Source organism: Pseudoalteromonas sp. NBT06-2, assembly GCF_002276045.1.
In the GTDB taxonomy this organism is placed as follows: domain Bacteria; phylum Pseudomonadota; class Gammaproteobacteria; order Enterobacterales; family Alteromonadaceae; genus Pseudoalteromonas.
The window spans coordinates 23275-41453 of record NZ_NQMR01000018.1 but is presented as its reverse complement, the minus strand read 5'-3'; the positions used below and the strand labels follow the sequence as shown (position 1 = coordinate 41453).

Annotated in this window: 13 protein-coding genes; 6 read left to right on the top strand and 7 right to left on the bottom strand. The window is 30.9% G+C overall.

The genetic code is table 11. The features are described 5' to 3' along the window. The 5 genes from CJF42_RS27245 to CJF42_RS05985 all read left to right on the top strand — a co-directional run. The coding region (locus CJF42_RS27245; protein WP_170940495.1) for an Hpt domain-containing protein at positions 1 to 676 on the top strand (676 nt) is incomplete at its 5' end. A gap of 138 nt (positions 677 to 814) precedes the next feature. Continuing rightward, positions 815 to 1804 (top strand): formylglycine-generating enzyme family protein, encoded by a 990-nt coding sequence (locus CJF42_RS06000; protein ID WP_095365811.1) that lies wholly within the window; start codon positions 815 to 817, stop codon positions 1802 to 1804. A gap of 9 nt (positions 1805 to 1813) precedes the next feature. Beyond that, the gene (locus CJF42_RS05995; RefSeq protein ID WP_095365810.1) at positions 1814 to 5020 is read left to right on the top strand and encodes a response regulator; all 3207 of its coding nucleotides are present in this window, start codon (positions 1814 to 1816) and stop codon (positions 5018 to 5020) included. Beyond that, positions 5013 to 6035: an HD domain-containing phosphohydrolase gene (locus tag CJF42_RS05990; protein ID WP_170940494.1), complete on the top strand. Its 1023-nt coding sequence runs from the start codon at positions 5013 to 5015 to the stop codon at positions 6033 to 6035. The genes CJF42_RS05995 and CJF42_RS05990 overlap by 8 nt, the downstream gene beginning before the upstream one ends. Before the next feature lie 66 nt (positions 6036 to 6101). After that, positions 6102 to 7973 carry a hybrid sensor histidine kinase/response regulator gene (locus CJF42_RS05985; RefSeq protein WP_170940493.1) on the top strand — a complete coding sequence of 624 codons (1872 nt, stop codon included), beginning with the start codon at positions 6102 to 6104 and terminating at the stop codon, positions 7971 to 7973. Positions 7974 to 8177: 204 nt separating this feature from the next. Here the strand turns inward: CJF42_RS05985 and CJF42_RS05980 are convergent, their stop codons facing one another. From CJF42_RS05980 to CJF42_RS05970, 3 genes are all read right to left on the bottom strand, one after another. Next, positions 8178 to 8594: a type 2 periplasmic-binding domain-containing protein gene (locus tag CJF42_RS05980; protein ID WP_095365807.1), complete on the bottom strand. Its 417-nt coding sequence runs from the start codon at positions 8592 to 8594 to the stop codon at positions 8178 to 8180. Positions 8595 to 8603: 9 nt separating this feature from the next. Next, positions 8604 to 9683 carry a hypothetical protein gene (locus tag CJF42_RS05975; protein WP_095365806.1) on the bottom strand — a complete coding sequence of 360 codons (1080 nt, stop codon included), beginning with the start codon at positions 9681 to 9683 and terminating at the stop codon, positions 8604 to 8606. A 555-nt stretch (positions 9684 to 10238) separates the two neighbouring features. Beyond that, positions 10239 to 12365: a SpoIIE family protein phosphatase gene (locus tag CJF42_RS05970; protein WP_095365805.1), complete on the bottom strand. Its 2127-nt coding sequence runs from the start codon at positions 12363 to 12365 to the stop codon at positions 10239 to 10241. A 353-nt stretch (positions 12366 to 12718) separates the two neighbouring features. Between CJF42_RS05970 and CJF42_RS05965 the strand changes: the two genes are divergently transcribed. Next, a complete protein-coding gene (locus CJF42_RS05965) occupies positions 12719 to 12997 on the top strand; it encodes a hypothetical protein (protein ID WP_095365804.1) in 279 nt (92 codons plus the stop codon). Positions 12998 to 13114: 117 nt separating this feature from the next. Here CJF42_RS05965 and CJF42_RS05960 read toward each other — a convergent pair whose 3' ends face one another. From CJF42_RS05960 to CJF42_RS05945, 4 genes are all read right to left on the bottom strand, one after another. Further along, on the bottom strand, positions 13115 to 14041 hold the full coding sequence (locus tag CJF42_RS05960) for an endonuclease/exonuclease/phosphatase family protein (RefSeq protein ID WP_095365803.1): 927 nt from the start codon (positions 14039 to 14041) through the stop codon (positions 13115 to 13117). Then, a complete protein-coding gene (gene folE2 / locus CJF42_RS05955) occupies positions 14034 to 14945 on the bottom strand; it encodes a GTP cyclohydrolase FolE2 (RefSeq protein ID WP_095365802.1) in 912 nt (303 codons plus the stop codon). Before folE2 ends, CJF42_RS05960 begins: the two co-directional genes overlap by 8 nt. Before the next feature lie 83 nt (positions 14946 to 15028). Next, positions 15029 to 15427: a MerC domain-containing protein gene (locus CJF42_RS05950; RefSeq protein ID WP_095365801.1), complete on the bottom strand. Its 399-nt coding sequence runs from the start codon at positions 15425 to 15427 to the stop codon at positions 15029 to 15031. Between the two features lie 242 nt (positions 15428 to 15669). Beyond that, positions 15670 to 17937 carry an endonuclease gene (locus CJF42_RS05945; RefSeq protein WP_141235491.1) on the bottom strand — a complete coding sequence of 756 codons (2268 nt, stop codon included), beginning with the start codon at positions 17935 to 17937 and terminating at the stop codon, positions 15670 to 15672. Between the last annotated feature and the right edge of the window lie 242 nt (positions 17938 to 18179).

The following is an 18179-nucleotide window of genomic DNA, read 5'->3' as shown; positions in this document are numbered from 1 at the left end:
TTGGATTAATTCAGTTGAAAATAGTGAAGAGTTATGCAATAAAACAGTAGAAAAACAAGAGGATATTGATTTTTCTATGCTGAAACATCTCGATATAGAAACCAGTTTAGAGCGCTGCCAATATAATAATAAATTATTTAAAAACTTATTAATTAAATTTCTACATAACAATATCAACTTTATTGCAGGATTTAAGCAATTACAATCAAATGGCAATAATGAGGATTTGCATAATTTAGTACATGATATTAAAGGAGCTTCTGGAAATATAGGTGCTACGGAGCTACATTCAGCGCTCATTGCGTTAGATCAAGCAGGTTCTAATACTAAAAAGGCTGTAGAGGTAGTAGAAAGAGAATTACAAATTCTCATGTCTGAACTTAAAGTTTTTGAAAATAACATTGTAGATTTTCAGCCTTCAGTTGAGACCGTTAAGGTTTCAAGTGACAATGATATGAAAAAGTTATTAGCAGGATTAATGAAGTTAAGAATCTTTATTGAAGATTCTGATATAGCTGCTATTGATCAACTTCACTATTTACAATTAATACCAGTGGCGCGTATTCATAAAAATAGACTGCTTAATTTAGAAGCTATGTTAGATGAATTAGATTTTGAGCAAGCAAATAATTTAACGTCTACTTTAATCCAAGAGTTTAAAAAATATGATTATTAAAAATAAAATTGAATAAATTATGAATACATAAATTTATTGGTCATATTTTGACTACGTACTTAAATTTTTAGAACTAACCCTCGAAGGAGAAAAGTTTGCAGTTAATACTAATACCTAATCATACATTCGGTAACAAAAATGTTTAGCATTTTAAAAAATAGTAAAAATATAAGATTATATTTTATTATTGTTTTGATGTTATGGCTAACCGGTATACCCGATTTATTTATGGATCAAACATCATCTCCTAATATTAATGTGAGACCTGCTAAAGCATCTATTTCACGAGAGTCGTCATTTAATCTATTTACTACTGAAGATTATGTAAAAGTATCTCATCCAAATTATAAATCACAGGTTATTGATGTAAAAAAACAAAAATCAGTCAGATTAGAGCCTTTATTATTTTTAGATCTTGAACAAGATAAAACTTTTTATGTTAATGACATCCCAATACATTTTCAAGCCATACCTGAAGCAATGTTTATGATGGGATCAATAAAAGAAAAAAGAGAGCAGCCAGTTCATAAGGTGTACATCAATCCATTTAGAATAATGGAACACGAAATGACTTGGGAAATATATCAAATATGTATAGCTGAAAATGTTTGCCCTGAAAATGAAATGAACATAAATGAAACTAAAAAACATCCGGTTCATTCGGTTAGTTGGGAGCAAATAACCAATGTATTTATTCCATGGTTTAATCGAAAAACAAGGAGTAAATTTCGTTTACCTTCAGAAGCTGAGTGGGAATATGTTGCTAAAGCAAATAGTAATACACAATTTTCATGGGGAGAAGATGTTGGTGTTAATAATGCGAATTGCTGGGGCTGTAATTCTAAATGGGATTATAAGATAACTGCACCTGTAAAATCATTCACAGCAAATAAGTTTGGTGTTTATGATATGCATGGCAATCTCTGGGAATGGGTGGCTGATTGTTTTAGTTCTTATGAACACTCCCCACGTGATGCATATCCACAACAAGATATAGGATGTGATAGGCGTGTTTTAAGAGGGGGATCATATAAATTCAAACCAACTTATATGTCAACATCTTTTCGTGGTAGGGATAAACCAATGATAAAATCTAATGGTGATGGTTTTCGCCTTGCACAAGGTTAAGGTAAAATAATGAAATCGATTAAAATTAAAAAAATACATAACGGCCATAAAATTTATTTTAGCCTTGTTACTGTCATTGTTATATTAATGTGTGCGGGGTTAGTCAGCTGGTTTAGTATTAATTCATTACATAAATCGACAGAGCAATACGTGCAAACTGATGAGTTATTAGATAGTTTTTTACAAAGTCAGCTCAAGGCTATGGAATATCGCTTTAAAATTGGTTTTAATACAGCAAGTGATGCTACCGATACTATTATACAAACATATAAATTAGCAAGCCAATTGACTAAAGAGTATCAAGGCACTGAAGCTGGAAATATTTTTCAGAAGATAGAAAATAATTTTCGTCAATACGAAACTCATATGCGTCAATTGTTTAAATTGAATCCTCTAATAAAAAAACAAGAGCATGAGCTTCATTCTTTAAGTGTAGAATTAAATGAAAAACTTGTGATTTTTTATCATAATTTATTCATTTTTGATGCTAAAACCCCCAAATATAATAATGAACAATTTAACTCTTTAAATTTAAAAATAATTAAACTGACTCATCTATCTAATATTTCCATAACAGAAACAAGTAATGAGACAAGAAATAAAATATCTAAATTGATTAAAATATTAACTATTGAAGTTTTAAAAAATTTAAATGAATTAAGTGAAGATGGCTCTGGGTTACATTTACAGAAAGTCCTTAAACAATATCAAATAAAATATGATACTTATCTAAAAACTGTACTTGAAATTTACAAAATAGAGCAAGAAGTTTATAACTTGTTACAAAACACTAATTCTTTACTTTATAACTTCCATGGAACTCAGTTATTACTTTATAAAAATAGATTTAATTTAAATCCATTATTACCATTACTTTCAAGCATTTTTATTATATCTTTATTGATATTAATATACATAATTCAAAAATCGACTAGTTCCATTGTTAGTATGTCTTCAAGGATGAGGTTAGCGAAAATACAAGCAGAAAAGGCTAATGAAACAAAAACTCATTTCTTAAACAACATATCCCATGAAATACGCACACCTATGAATGCAATTATAGGCTTATCTCATATACTTATTAATAGTGATTTGAATAAAAAACAACGACAACATTTAGATAAAGTTCATAAATCTGCTGAGTCATTATTAAGTATCATTAATAATATCCTTGATTTTTCAAACATTGAAGCTGATAAATTAACGTTAGAGACCTCTAAATTTAAACTATATGATTTATTTGAAAATTTATCAGAAAACTTATCTATATTTGCATATGATAAGAATATAGAACTCATATTTGATATACCAGTTGCCTTAGAAGATATTTACATTGGAGATCAAACTAAACTAAACCAAGTATTACTGAATATAGTAAATAATGCCATCAAGTTTACTGAGTATGGTGAGGTAATCGTGACTGTGATGGAGGTTAGTAGAAAAGATACTGATATTATATTGAAATTTAACATAAAGGATAGTGGGGCGGGTATCAATTTAAAAGATATTGAACATGTATTTGATGCGTTTTGTCAAGCAGATGGCTCTTTAACTCGTAAGCATGGGGGAACAGGATTAGGTCTTGCGATAAGTCAAAAGTTTATTGAGCTAATGGGAGGAGAAATATGGGTTGAGAGTGAAGTAGGTAAAGGAAGTGAATTTAATATAACAACGCAATTAAAAATAGTACCTAATGAACCTTCTTTACAACCTTATATTAATAAGTTTAAAAATATTAATACGTTAGTTATTAATGAAAGTATGGCTGTAAAAAATATTATTACTCAAATGTTACGTGAATTTGGCATGATGGTAACATCAGCTGAATCTGGTTATGACGCGTTATCGATTTTCTCCTCTGAACAGGCATCAAGGCCATTTGAATTAATATTAATGGATTGGAAAATGTCTTCGGATAATGACTTTAAGGTACTTGAAAAAATACATTATTTAGTAACAACAAATAATTACATGAGACCAAAAATAATCCTCGTTACAGATTATGGTCAGGAAGAGTTTGATCTGGTTACAAATGATCTCGGTGTTGATGCTTTTGTTAATAAGCCAGTAACACCATATAATATGGCAAAATCGCTTTTAATTGCTTTTAATGAGTCTTTAAATGATATAACGCATCACTTACCAGAAACGAATAATTTAAATAATATGACCAAGTTATTAGCAGGATCTAATATTTTGCTTGTAGAAGATAATGAGATTAACAGTGAGGTAACGAGTAGCTTACTTAGTTTACATAAAATAAATGTAACTTGTGCTATAAATGGAAAAGACGCATTATTAAAACTTCAAAGAGAGCGCTTTGATGGTGTTTTAATGGATTGTCAAATGCCTGTTATGGATGGATATAAAGCAACACAAGTGATAAGAAAAGAGTTAAATTTGAGTGAACTACCTATAATTGCAATGATAGCAAATACAATGTTAGCGGATAAAAATAAAGCGCTCGATTGTGGCATGAATGATTATATTGAAAAGCCGTTTAATATAAATAAACTCTTTAGCATTATGAGAAAATGGATTACTCCCTCCAAACCTGAAATCTTCACTTCTCTCTCTGAGCAAGAAAACATAAATTTATCGCATAATTCAAATATAATAAATTTTCAAGTAGGTTTAGAAATATGCTCTGGTAGTGTGTCTTTATATCAGAAGTTATTAAAAAAATTTGCAGATTCAGAATGCGATTTCTTACAACGATTTGAGAACTTAATACTTGAAAAAAACAGGAGTGCTGCCAAAAGACAAGCTCATTCACTTCGGGGAGTTTCAGGTAATATAGGTGCAGCAAATATAAATAATCTCGCAGAGCAATTAGAGCGTTCTTTTGATGACGGACAAGAAACAGATGATAATCTAATTAAACAAGTAAAACTTATTGATGAAAAAATCTTTGAAGTTATTGAATTGATTAGCCAGTTAGATTTTATGTCCCATGAAGAAAAAGAAATATCAGTTGTTATGAGTCAGGATATTATAAGGCATATTCGTAGTTTAAAATCTATGTTAGAAGATAATAATATTGAGGCAAACGAAATAATAGAGGATGTAGAAGATCTTTTTAACAGTTTTTTTGGAAAAGATAAAGTACAGAGCCTAATTCAATCAATAGATGATTATGAATTTGAGGATGCCTTAAGTATCTTAGAAACACTAAATTCAGATACAAGATTAATAAATGGAGAGACAAATGAATAAGTTCCAGAGTACCATTTTAATTGTAGATGATAATAGTAATAATATTAAGGTGTTAGGTAATATCCTTAAACCTTTTTATAATGTAAAAGCAACTATCAATGGTAATAAAGCAATCAAAATTGCAATGGAAATAGAAAAGCCAGATCTGATATTATTGGACGTTATGATGCCTGATGTTGATGGATATGAGGTCTGCCGTCAGCTAAAAGAAAATCTATATACTAGTTCAATACCCATCATATTTATTACCGCAAAAACAGATCCAACAGATGAAGAATATGGTTTACAACTAGGGGCTTCTGATTTTATAAAAAAACCGATTAATAGCAGTACTGTTTTAGCTCGTATTAAAACGCATTTAGCTTTAAGCAATCAAAATAAAGAACTAGAAAGATTAGTTTCAATTAGAACTAAACAAATTGAAGAAAATCAGTTTAAAATCATACAAATTCTAGGTCGCGCAGCAGAATATAAAGACAATGAAACTAGTTTACATATTATTCGTATGAGCAACTATACTGAAGTATTAGCTAAAGCCATAAAATTAGATCCTCAAATAGTATCATTACTTACAGCAGCTGCACCTATGCATGATGTTGGAAAGATAGGGATCCCAGATGCAATTTTAAAAAAGAGAGGGAAACTGACTGATAAAGAGTACGATATAATGAAACTACACCCTAAAATTGGTGCAGAAATAATAGGTGAAGATACAAGTGCATTACTAAAAATGGCTCGAACAGTTTCGCTGAGTCATCATGAAAAATGGGATGGCTCCGGTTACCCTTATGGACTATCAGGAGAAGATATTCCTATTGAAGGGCGTATTGTTGCAATTGCTGATGTTTTTGATGCTTTAACATCTGTTAGACCTTATAAAGAAGCTTGGCCCACAGAGGATGCTTTTAATTTTTTAAATGAACATGCCGGAGCACATTTTGACCCTACATTGGTATCCATATTTTTGCGATGTAAGTCTGAAATTTTACTTATTAAAGAAAAGTTTAATGAATAGCTCCGATATTTAACATTAAATTAATATTTTTCTGCTTGTCGGGTAATGATCAAAGGAAGTATCAACTTGAAATTGTTTAACTCTTCTATTTTAAGTTCAATTACAATATTAATATTTACTATTATCAGTAATTGGATTTTGTTAGTACATGAAGGTAGCAGTAAAAAAGATAACTTTAAAAATCAAGCTCAATTAATTTTTAATCAAATTGAAACATCCATGATTAAGCACCAAACTAATATAGCATCTATTCAGGCATTTTTTAGTGCTTCTACTTTTGTTAATTCAGAAGAGTTTAAATTATATACTCAGCAGCTTATTTCTGAAAATGGTGTTTATATAGTTGCTCTAGATAACCACAATAGTATAGATTTTGTTTCGTCAGATGAATTTAATAACTATAAGCATAAATTAACAATAAATATTTCAGCTCAAAATGCTCCTATAATAGATATCCCGAACTTTACATCATTTATAGTACCGTTGGATCAGAGTGAGAATCCATACTTAGTTTATTTAATTTCAGATCACGCGTTATTAAACCTGCTCAATTTATCTGCCGATAATTGTGTGAAATTAATTGGACAACAGCACATAATTCAAACTAATGAGTGTAATATACAGCCTGTTAATTGGTATTCTTCGTTGAATAGGTACAATCAAGATACATTTTTCGATTTACCCTCTCTTAATACATATTATTCAGTGTTGGTTGAATATGATTTAAGTTGGCAGAATGAGTTTATCTTATTAAGTACAGTTGTGTTTATTTTCACTTTGGGATTGCTTGGTTCATTCCTAATATATAAACATATAAATATAAAACAACAAATAGATTTAGAAAATATAGAAAATAATTGTAGAATTGCTATTTTATCTTCCATTAACCACGAAATAAGAACACCTATCAATAGTGTTATCTATTTTTGTGAAAGACTTAAAAAACAGGAGGCTCTAAAAAGTGAGAGTCAAGAAGTAGTAGAAAACATTATTTGGTCAGCGAATATGCTTAATAGCGTTGCTGAAAACACCTTGAATTATAGCTGCGCAGAAGCTGGAAAGTTAACATTAAACAATAGACCGACAAACTTACCTGCATTATTAAATAAAATAAAATCGTATTATAGCTCTTATACTTTTAAATCAAAAAAACGGTTAATTTTACATTTTAGCGAAGAAATTGGCCTGATAAATTTTGATTCACCAAAGTTTTTTCAACTTACTACCAATATTGTGAATAATGCATTTAAGTATAGTTCTGGAGCAATTGTAAATTGCTATATATCTGAGGTTGAAAATCAATTTGGTAATTATATTCGAGTTATAGTTCAAGATTATGGTAAAGGTATAAGTGTAAATCCTAAACTTATTTTTTCAAATCCATTTAGTACGACAGGTGAACTAAATAAAATGGGAGGTCAAGGTGCAATTGGGGTTGGCTTATACATGTGTAATAAAGTTTTAGAAGGTATTGGTGGTAAAATTCGTATTCGGGGCGTAAAAAATAAGGGGACAATAGTTGTATTTCGCTTACCCTATACAACTATAAGTAAAAAGGAAACGTATAACAGAAGTATACTAAAAGGTAAATCAGCATTAATAATTGATGATGATGAGATGAACCTTGAATTATGTCAACGTTTATTAGAAGAACTTGGAATTAATGTACAGGCGTATAATAGTGCTGAAAAAGCATTGCAATTTATAAGTAATGTAAAACCCAACTTTGTTATTTGTGACTATCAACTACCTGACACAAATGGCATTTTTTTAATAGAAAAATTGCGGGAAAAATATAAGTTAGCACAATATTTTATTCTATCTGCTAGTGACAAAACTGAAATTCAGACAAAAATAATACCTTCAGATATTATATTTATGGAAAAGCCTTTCAACAAAGAGGATTTCTTAATATTTATTCATAATTTAAACATTTGAAATTATATAAGGTGAGATATATATCTCTTTTATTTGATAAAATAAGGTAATCAAATATTGGCTGTTTTGAACTGATTTCAGTTTTTAAAGTGTTACTTAAAATATTAAAAAAACCTTTATTGTCATTAATTTTCCATCACTCAAAGCTCACTAACAGATCTAATATGGCGATCTACGTCAAGTTTTTTAGGTGAACAAAGATATTTAAAATTTAATAAGAACCCTTATTTTTTCAGTGATATCAGCTGCATTTATATAGCTTATCGTATTTGGATTGGTAGAAACGATAGATAATATTTTTTCGCTGTTTTGTAGCTCTTTAGGAGAAGTTCCTTGCCCAGTAAAAATCAATTTTGACCAATAAGCTTGAATTTGACTATTAGTTTTATGTAATACTTTTTTGGTAAACTCATCCGCCACAGGTGTTTTAGCTTTTTGCACGATAGGGATAGCAGGTACGCCATTAGGAAATGAATTAATTTTTCCTAAAAATATCCCTTTGATATCTTCAGCACTAACTGTAACAGAGTTATTTAGATTTACAATCACAGCAATTTCAGCATATGAAGGTAGTGAATGTAAACTAATTGTAGCAGCAAAAATCAGTATTAATGTTTTCATCATTATCTCCTAAAATACAAAGTCGAGTGAAATGGTAGCAGTTATTACATCACCGCTATCAGTTGCTTTGTGATATACCGGATTTGTTTTACCGCTAAATGGATTAAAACCATTATCTTTCATTGAGCTGATATCAAATTTAAGTGCATAACTTTCAGCATCATATCTTACACCAATACTCGTTGTATCATGCTCTTCAAAAGCAGTATCTAAATCAAATTTAGACCAACTTAAATAATAACTCATAGCTTGATCTTGGTAGACAAGTGAACCAAAATAGGATTCATAGAATGGCTTGTATCTGTTATACTCTGCCATTATTGAAATACCAATATCAAATTCATATTTTAAAAATAAATCATAAAATTTAATATCGAAATTAATGTCTGCATCACTGCCATCATAATATGTTTGCGTTTCTAGCATATCAGCTTTGGTATAAGTTGCTCTTGCTAAAAAATCATAGTAGCTACTTTCTACTACTCCTCCTAATATATTCTCGAAACTACGATCTATATTTGTTGTAAAGCTTTCAAATAAGTAGCTCATTAATTCATCACTTTCACTTTTTTCTTGGCCGGTATATAAAGAGGTTTTAATGTATATATCACCTAGCTTTTTAGCGGCATTAATTTTAATACCATTAAAATTTGTAATATCTAACGAATAGGTATCCGCAGGTATGCGAACCCAGGGGTATGCATAACCAACATCCATAAAATCAGAGTAATAGTATACAGGCATACGCATGCGACCTATTTGAACATTACTGTTGGTATTGATTTTGTAGGAAGTGTAAAGCCATTCTACTTCTGGTGAGTAGTCATTGGCTGATCGGCTCATCATTTGAATAGTTGCTGATAGCTTGTCATCAATTTGGGCTTTAGCTTGCAAACCTAAACGTGTTTCTTGGCTTACATCAAATTGATTTTCATATACTCCTAAGTTGGGGTAATCTGCAATATATCCATCCCCCTTAAGAACGGCTCCTGCAACAACAGAACCAAAACCATTAATTTTTATATCTGCTAATGATTTATGGGTAGTTAAACCAATTATTATGGGTATTAGTAGTAAGCTAGGTTTCATTATTTCTTCCTTACTCTTCACGTTATATTGATAAATTAATGAAAGAGTGCAGATCTTTACTTTACATAATTCAATAAACCCGCATAAATAACGACTTAAAAATAAATATGTGTGGCATACCACATACCACAACAAGTATTTGTTAGCTTATCGTTAGGAGTCTCTAAAGATTGACTCTGCTCAATTTTAATAATCTGAATTTCAACTAAGAGGTGGCAATAACATAATGAGTAAACTGCCACTATTTAACGTTAAATTAATTATTATCGAATGGAACCTCCCATTTTTATAACTCTGGATACTGGATCTCTAGAGCTTAGAATTATTATTTAATGAGCAACTTCTAAAACAAATTAAAGTATAATATTTATAAAAAATAAAGAAATATGTATAATATTTAGCTTATGATTCTTGAAACGCATTAACATTAGTAAATCGAATTAATTAAACGTTACTTTTATATACAATATATTCTTACTATCTAAAAAATATCCAGTTGCTGTGTTACTCTCAATCAAAGAGAAATAAAATATGTTCACGATTATGAAGGCTTTCTTATTGCGTGCATTCTAATTTTAAACCAATCACTGTTAAATCATCTGTTGTTTCTTCTTCTTGTTTATATTCTATATTTTTTTGTAAAAGTATTTTCTTTTGCGTTTCAAATGTTTTGGAATGTATATCTAGCAAAGTCTTTTGTAGTTTCTTTTTCCCAAAAGGAAACTTTTTAGGACCACCATTTTGATCAATATACCCGTCAGTTGTGAGATATAAATAAGTGTCTTTGTTTATTGCGATGTCATGATCTGTAAATACAAAAGCACTATTACTATTTCTGTAACCTACAGATTGTCTATCTCCTTTAATTTGATTTATCATGCCATTTTGTATAAAAAGTAAAGCTAATTCTGCACCTGCATACCTAACTAAATTTTTGTTTTTATTATATAATAATACACCACCATCAAAACCAGCATTACTCACGCTATTACAATCTTCTTGATGAAGCAATTTCTTGAGCGTTTTATTAAAATATCCCAAAATCCAAGCTGGACTTACATCAATACTTTCACTTTGGTTGATTTTACCAATAATTTGTCTTTCAATTGCTTTTACTAACATTGTAACAAATGCTCCAGGAACCCCATGGCCAGTACAATCAATTACCATTAGTAAATATTCATTTCTATTAGGTAAGTAGCTGAAAAGATATATATCTCCACCGATTATGTCCCTAGGGCTCCATAATGTGAAGTAATCAGAAAACGCTTTTTTAAAATCACTTTCGTTCGGAATAATCGAAGATTGTATGAGTGACGCATAATTAATGCTATCAGTCATTTTTTTATGAGTTGATGCTAATTCTAAAGTTTGTTTTTGTGTTTGTTTTAACAATATTTCTGTATTCATTCTAGAGGTTAAAGCATATAACCTTTGGCTAATAGGCTCTATTGAAGCATCTATAAATAACAGTTGTTCCTTCGTTAGTTCAGCTAAAAAAGCAAATTCTATTAAACCTATGACACTATCTTCAAATAGTAAAGGTAAGATAGCAATGGTTGTAGGGGAAGCTTCAATCATAGCACTTGTTACACCAATACTTTCATTAGGTACATTATTGACGATCATCATTTTTTTATTTAAAGCGGCTTGACCGATTAACCCTTCACCATCTTTGAATTGCAAGCGAGGTTTTTTTTCACTGGCGCAAGCATATGATGAATTTAATTGATAAAGGTTACAGCCATCTTTTTTTTCATTAATATAAAAGCACCCTATATTGGCTGAAACATAACTTGCCATAAACTTTAAGAGAGCATCACCAAATTGTCGAGTATCTTTTTCATCACTGATACAAATATTCAGCTCGGCAATTCCAGCCTTTAACCATTTTTCTTGTTGAATCTTTACAAATATTTTACTCATACCAACAACAAAAGAATTAAAACCAATTACCAAATCTCCAATTTCATCATTATTAATACTATCTATCCGCGATTCAAATCCACTATCTTGCTCAGTTAATTTATTCATATTATTGATTACTCGTCGAATAGTTGTAGAAATTGAACGAGAAATAGTAAGAGCAGTGATAAAAATAATAATTGCTGTGATCATAGCAATAAATAAATTAATATATATTGAGCGTTTAGTTGCTACACTAGCAGCAGTGACAACATCAGAAAAACGATTACTTAGTATATCTCTAGATTTTTCAAGAGCGAGTAATAAATCGTTATAGAGTTTATTCATTTCGCTAATCATTTTCTTATCAACTTCGGAAAAAACTTCTTCATTGATAATTTTAATTGATAATTTAGTTGCTAAATTTAAATAGCGGCGTATGTCATCAATATATTTTGTAACATCCCCTTCATAGGATGCATCTATTTTTGCTATTTCTAATAAACGAGCTTCAAGTCCAACTTGTAAATTTCTTACTTCCTCAATTAACTCTATTTCACCAGTAGACACCGCGATTGTTAATGAGCCCTTTATTTGTTTAAGTTGTAAGATAGAGTGATTTATATTATCAACCAATGGGATGTGTAAGTTAGAAATATTAGATAAACTAACGCGGTTTGATTCACTTACCTGGTAATTAAATAAGATATTAATTAGTATTGCTAAAACCCCAACAAAACCAATAAAGATAATTTTATAAGCTATTAAAAAGCGCATATATATTCACCATTTTAGTTAAACTATAACCAACTTTAAAAAGTATAGTTCCTAATTTGAATAATCGGAAGAATCGGAAGAATCGGAAGAATCGGAAGAATCGGAAGAATCAAACTTGTTGTGAGGTTACAAGAGCATAGACATCTAAGATGTTATTTCGATATGATTAAATTTTATCTAACTATTCAGTATCAATTTTTAACTTCTGATTTATTTTGTAAAATCATATCGTTTTTTTAAACGTCAGTTTCATAGTTTCTGATTCAATTAGACAAATACTACATCCTCTTCAAATTGTCATATTCAATCGTTATCTTTTATGAGGACCTAAAATTAAAACAGGATATAAACAGATGGAAATGATTCAGATATTATCTAAATTAACCCCAGAACAAGCACGAGCACATGTCATAATTAAAAATATGAATAAAGGAATAGTTAAAAATGAAATATCATTGTCTCTCAATTTAGGAGGCTGCGTTGTACCTCTTGATGTTATTGAACCCGGCACTACATTGCTAAGTATTCGAAAAGATCAAGTTAATATTGTGGTTGAGCAATTAAAAGGAGCATTAAATAGAGGCGCTTTTGATGCTGCTTTAAAAGATATCATACAAAAATTTCAAAAGTGAGCTTAGTCAATTATATTTTAAATACAATGAAGCTATATTTCTATGAGTGAATATTGTATCGGGGGCCTGAATTTAAAGGTTTGGTCATCCTCATATTAAGAGAATGACCCAAATGTGTTAAAGGCTTATTGAAATAGCACAATGATCACTTAACATCTCATCTTCATTCATATTTATATAACTGTGAACGCTTGCGGATTTTTTTGAAATATCAGTATTAGTGCCACCAATTACAATATGATCAATAGGTTCAGGGTATCTTGGATGACATCCTTTTAAGTTTTCAGTAGCAAGGTGTAATGATGGCTCTTTTTTATTGGAATTGTTATTTAATACCTGAAAAAAATGGTTGTCAGGAGTTGATAATCTATGATTAAAATCTCCTAAAATGATGTAAGGGGAGTCAATTCTTTCACGTTGTTCTAACCATGAATCTAGTATCGGAGCTTGTTTTTCTAAAACTTGACATGCCTTTTTGCCACTTTTTGCATAATCATTAACAAAACAGCCACTTTTAAGATGAACGTTTAGTATTTCAGTATTACCAAGCGGTGTGTTTACAGTAATAGCTAGTCCATTTCTTAACCCTGGTATATCAAGGTTAAACTGATTGTTATGTTTAATGTCTACTACAGGAATTGATTTACGTACAGCGAAAGCGACTTTTTGTTGCGTTGATTGAAATCTACTCTCTCGACATTCGTATATTGGGCTATCTTCACGATCAGACATGATCAGCTGCCAGTTATTTTCAGGGAAAATGGATTTTAATGCTTCTTTTGATGCTACTTCTTGTAATGCGATAATACTGGCATCTAAGTTTTTGGCATATGTACGTAGCTTTTCGATATCTTCTTGGTTTCTTGGTTTACATCCAGTATCACTGGGGTAAGCTAAGTGTTCAATATTCCAAGTTGCTATCGTTAATGGTGCCTTGTTTTTCAGTTCAGATATTGGCTGTACACTTGCGTGTTCAGGATGTTCACACCCTGATAAATAAAATAGACATGTTGGAATAGCAAGGGCTTTTAATATTTTATTCATAAGGTTGCTCGTTGTGATCAATTACGACTGCATTGTGCGCATGTAGGCTTTCTTGATGTTCTACTTTAAACCAATATCCACTAATATTGCTATTATTTTCAATCGATTGCTTCAATCTTCTCGCTGCATCTTCGCAAAACATTAAATTTTCAGCGTTTAATTTTGCAAATGCTTGTTCATCTTCTCTTTTTACTGCAGTTTGAACTGGTGTGCCCATTACTTGTTCAAATTTAAGAATTAAATCATTTAAATTGGGTAAGTGCTCGTCTTTTAATGTAAACTTCAAATAGGCATATGATCTTTGGCTGTGAGCTGTTGCTGCCGTATTTTTCTCTGAAATGATCCACTGCAACAATTCATTTTTATCAATGTTAATACTTGCAAAACTTTGGTCCAGTTTATCGCTTAAAGCCTGTCTTGATAATGCAGATGAACAAGGACAAGTACTAGAATATGGTATTGTTAAAGATAATTCAGTAACCGTTTTTCCATGAACATAAGATCTTGAAATTGAAATAGGGTAACTTTGATAGCCAAACTCATTGCTTAATAATGCATTTTTACGAATAGTTAGTTCAAACGAGAGATTAATTTTAGCAGCTTCACTGAGACCTTCTTGTGAACTGATGATCTCATGTAGTAATTCAGTTAGCATTTCTCCATTTAAATTATATGATGTCAACTTGTCTTTTAATTTGAGGTACAACCTCGACATATGAATTCCCTTGGCCTCAGGCTTATCTAAACTCACAAAAATGTCAGCTTTGGCATTTACTGATAATATTGTAAAATCAGATATAGGTACTTCTAAAGGAATGGCAATAGCTTCCATTCCAACCCATCTAAGAGGCAGTTGCGTTAGGGCATATTGCCCTGAAGTAATATCAGGTAAGTTTATATTCATGTACATATGGTCCAATTTGACTAAGGAGAGGGGGCTACTTTAATTTAATCATGCCCTTTTAAATAACGATAATATCTATAATGCTAGGCTGTGTTTTTTGTACTGTGTTGTTGGCGTAACTGATAATTTTTTACATGACTAAACGCCACAATACTAGAACCTAATACCGTTAATATAACTTCTGTCAGTGAACCAAATATTTGAACTTTAGTCAGAACAGCAGATATCAGAAGTAATAATCCAAAACAACCAAGTAGAAAAACGTTTAACTTGTTGTGATTTAAAAATCCTATAAATAAAGCAATCAAGCTAAATATAACCATTAGATATAGAATTTGTTTATGAAAATCTTCATTATTAAATGACAATATACCTGAAATAGAAGGTATAAGAATAATGAGGATAGGTATTAACAAACAGTGCGCTATACATAACATTGAAAGCCCAATTGCAGTTTTATCGCTTATACATTGTAGTTTCATGACACAATCCAAATGAATTAATTGTTATAATATAACATATCAAAAATATCAATCAATACTGTAACCAAATTTGAATAAAGATTTATTTAAATTAGAAGATCTATCAGGAGGAAATGAATTTGATGTTTAGTAGTGAAATATGCAGTAGTCTTAAATCAAGGATGATTAAGATATTGTGATGTTTAGCAGGGCGTGAAGTAATTAATTACACGCCCAATTGTATATTTAAATGAGATTAAATTTTAAAATTGAATAGACCAAGAGTTAAGTTGACCTTCATCTTTTTTGACTTTATCTTTTATTATTAACTTCCATTTCCCCGATATATCACCATGTATATCAATAATGTAACTTTCTTGAACATCTTCTTTATCATCATTTTTATCTTTTGATTTTAACTTATAGATAGTGCCTTTTGGAGACTTAAGTTTAATCTTTAAATCACCACGATAAGAGTGTGTGATATCAACATTTACAGTGGCAGTTTCATCACTAAAAGATCTTTGTACATTAATTTTACTTACTGTGCGTTTTTTATCTAATATCGGCATTACAGTTGTATTTTCAAAGAATGATTGTTCTTCAATTGAAACAGAAACATCCTGCTTTACTGTACTTGTACCACCATTATTATCAGTAACGGTTAAAGTTACACTGTAAATACCTTCATCAGTAAATGTATGACTTTCAATCGGATTTATGCCGTTGTGCTGTTCACCAAATTGCCATAAGTATTGAGTTATTTCACCATCAGTATCACTGCTGTTACTAGCATTAAATTGACAAGTTAAATCAGTACAAATATATGTAAAGTTCGCTTCAGGTAATTGGTTTGGTGATGAAAAAGTTTGAGATGTATTCACAGCTCCCGGAGTTTCAGCTGAAGAGCTTAACCATGTGAACTCAGAATAGCTAGCCCCATTTCCTGACAGTTGTAAGGACGTTCCCACAGCAGTTGAAGATGTTTCTGATACACCGATATCAATAGATTCGACACCATCAGCAGTTCCTCCTTTTGCAATAAAACTGCCTTCATAACTTAAGAATTGAACTGTTTCATTGGCAGGGTTGATTAATGCAAAGCCATCAGGGCCACCATTTTGTATTCCAGAGATTAAAAAGATGACAGTACCAAAATCATTATCTTGATTGCTGATAACACCACTTAGAGGAACCGTTTTATATATAGCACCACCATTACCATTATATAATTCTAGCGACCAGCCTGATAAATCTGTATTCTCTTTTCCTGCTATTTCAATGAATTCATTAACATCTGTACTGGAATTGTCATAATGAAACTCATTAATCCACGCATCACTTGATTTAATGATGACTTCACTTGCAGCTGCTGTTGCTTCATTACTTACGTCAGATTCATTTCCTGAAAAATCAATTGCACTTATTACATAGTAGTATTCTTTAAGTGGCTCGACTGTGACATCTTTAAATTCTAATTGTCTCATTACAGATGCGTTTAGTTTATCAAAAGTACCACCAGATTCATCACTTCTATAAACGTTATAACCATTTAAATCTGCTTCAGAATTAGCATGCCAATTAAGCGTTATTTTACCTGGGTTGCCAATTCCATTTAGGTTAGAGGGAGCGTTGGGTGCGATAACATCAGCCTCGCCATCACAAATTGATTCAAAGACACAAGCAACGTATTCAGGGTGATCAACAAAAGGGTTCCTGTTACCTTGATGAGCATACACAGCATCAGTATGACGTTTTTCAAAGTCGTCAACAGGATCACCTTTATGCCATTGTATTAACGTTGATTTTAATCCCATATAAGCGATAGATTCATTTGAGCCTGTGTTAGAAGCACTGATTAAATTTCTATCATCTGTTAGTATCAAATCTGGCTCAGAGGCACCAGTTTCATTATGTACACCTCCTTCATACCGTATAGCCATATACATAAGAGCACGAGCGACATCACCTTTTCTTGCATCCCAAGTTTCCCAACTACCAGTTGAGTATGACCCACCTGTCCAGTTGGAGTTTATACCACCTCTATCATTATTTGACTTTGTTACTTTTTCATCACAGTTTGAGTCACAATTTGCATAGGGCTTATTAGAGCGGCTAGAGTTATAGCCACTGTCTGCAATAAATAGGTGATGAGCATCAGTGTAAGGGGAATTACTTGAGTTATCATCAGGAAACCCGTATGACTTAGGCCAAGTATGTTCACGATTATAAAATGAATTACCCCCATGTTCCTTTAGATAACTGGCATTTCTATAAATTGTAATTACGTTTGATGCATTACTTGGATCTTGATCTGCAGTTTCTAAAATATCCCAAGTATCTGTTTGAGATGAAGTATAAGGAAAACGTGTATGATCATCTATGATGGCATGTAACGAATTTCTAAGTGCTGTTGCTGAGGATGTATCTACAGTTTCATAATAATTTGTAGGGATTGTCGCAAAAGCGCTTGTGGATAATAAAAGTCCTGTAACAGAACCTAAAATATGATTTATTTGCGTGAATTTCATACCTGACCTAGCTGTATCTTTTAATGTTTGGAAAATTGAAATAGTTAAAAACATCAAAATTAGTTAAAATGGGTACGAAGCATACAAGGGTAATGTTAAAGTTTTATGACAAGATGTAAAAATAAATATAAAATTTATATTATTTTAAATCATAAGCTTACAATTGTTGAATAATTACACTATTTTATAGGGGGAAGTTAAATAATATCAAAGTGGCAAATAAAGAATTTAATGGTCTTTAT

Excerpts from the sequence above, each read along its gene's own strand:
- CJF42_RS06000 (WP_095365811.1), top strand. The coding sequence starts at position 815 with ATGTTTAGCATTTTAAAAAATAGTAAAAATATAAGATTATATTTTATT.
- CJF42_RS05995 (WP_095365810.1), top strand. The coding sequence starts at position 1,814 with ATGAAATCGATTAAAATTAAAAAAATACATAACGGCCATAAAATTTAT.
- CJF42_RS05990 (WP_170940494.1), top strand. The coding sequence starts at position 5,013 with ATGAATAAGTTCCAGAGTACCATTTTAATTGTAGATGATAATAGTAAT.
- CJF42_RS05980 (WP_095365807.1), bottom strand. The coding sequence starts at position 8,594 with ATGAAAACATTAATACTGATTTTTGCTGCTACAATTAGTTTACATTCA.
- CJF42_RS05975 (WP_095365806.1), bottom strand. The coding sequence starts at position 9,683 with ATGAAACCTAGCTTACTACTAATACCCATAATAATTGGTTTAACTACC.
- CJF42_RS05970 (WP_095365805.1), bottom strand. The coding sequence starts at position 12,365 with ATGCGCTTTTTAATAGCTTATAAAATTATCTTTATTGGTTTTGTTGGG.
- CJF42_RS05965 (WP_095365804.1), top strand. The coding sequence starts at position 12,719 with ATGGAAATGATTCAGATATTATCTAAATTAACCCCAGAACAAGCACGA.
- CJF42_RS05960 (WP_095365803.1), bottom strand. The coding sequence starts at position 14,041 with ATGAATAAAATATTAAAAGCCCTTGCTATTCCAACATGTCTATTTTAT.
- folE2 (WP_095365802.1), bottom strand. The coding sequence starts at position 14,945 with ATGAATATAAACTTACCTGATATTACTTCAGGGCAATATGCCCTAACG.
- CJF42_RS05950 (WP_095365801.1), bottom strand. The coding sequence starts at position 15,427 with ATGAAACTACAATGTATAAGCGATAAAACTGCAATTGGGCTTTCAATG.
- CJF42_RS05945 (WP_141235491.1), bottom strand. The coding sequence starts at position 17,937 with ATGAAATTCACGCAAATAAATCATATTTTAGGTTCTGTTACAGGACTT.